This is a genomic window from Agromyces binzhouensis, from assembly GCF_004135055.1.
Classification (GTDB): Bacteria; Actinomycetota; Actinomycetes; order Actinomycetales; family Microbacteriaceae; genus Agromyces; species Agromyces binzhouensis.
In genome coordinates this window covers 1-744 of the sequence record NZ_SDPL01000745.1, presented here as the reverse complement: position 1 = coordinate 744, position 744 = coordinate 1, and the positions used below count along the sequence as shown (strand labels likewise).

The following is a 744-nucleotide window of genomic DNA, read 5'->3' as shown; positions in this document are numbered from 1 at the left end:
CTGGCCCATCCCGGTCGGCGGCAGCGGCGCGATCGTCTCCGCGCTCGTCGACGACCTCATCGCGCACGGCGGCGAGGTGGTGACGGATGCCGCGGTCGACGACCTCGCGGCGCTGCCGCCTGCCCGCGCTGTCCTCCTCGACGTCACCCCGCGCGCGCTCGTGCGCCTCGCGGGGGACCGGCTGCCGCGACGGTACCGTCGTGCGCTCCGCGGATTCCGCTACGGGAACGCGGCCGCGAAGGTCGACTTCGCGCTCGCCGGGCCCGTGCCGTGGGCGGACCCCGCCGTGGCGCGGGCCGGAACGGTGCACCTCGGGGGCACGCGGGAGGAGATCGCCGCGGGCGAGCGCGACGTGGCGCGCGGGCGGCATCCGTCGTCACCGTACGTGCTGGTGTCGCAGCCGTCGACGCTCGACGGGTCGCGAGCACCCGACGGGCGTCACGTGCTGTGGACGTACACGCACGTCCCCGCAGGATCGACGCTCGACCCGACCGAAGCGGTCACGCGGCAGCTCGAGCGCTTCGCGCCGGGATTCCGCGACCTCGTGCTCGCCTCGTCGTCGCGTTCGGCAGAGCAGATGCAGGCCGAGAACGCGAACTACATCGGCGGCGACATCGCCTCGGGCGCCCCGTCGCTCGCACAGCTCGTCCGCCGCCCCGTGCTCTCGCCGGACCCCTGGCGCACCCCGCTCGCGGGCGTCTACCTCGCGTCGGCCTCGACGCCGCCCGGCCCGGGCGTGCACGG

The 744-nt window shown here is 76.1% G+C and carries 1 protein-coding gene; it reads left to right on the top strand.

The window, feature by feature from the left end:
* Positions 1-744 (top strand): phytoene desaturase family protein (locus tag ESO86_RS18005; protein WP_165308386.1); only part of this gene is annotated, 744 nt, incomplete at both ends.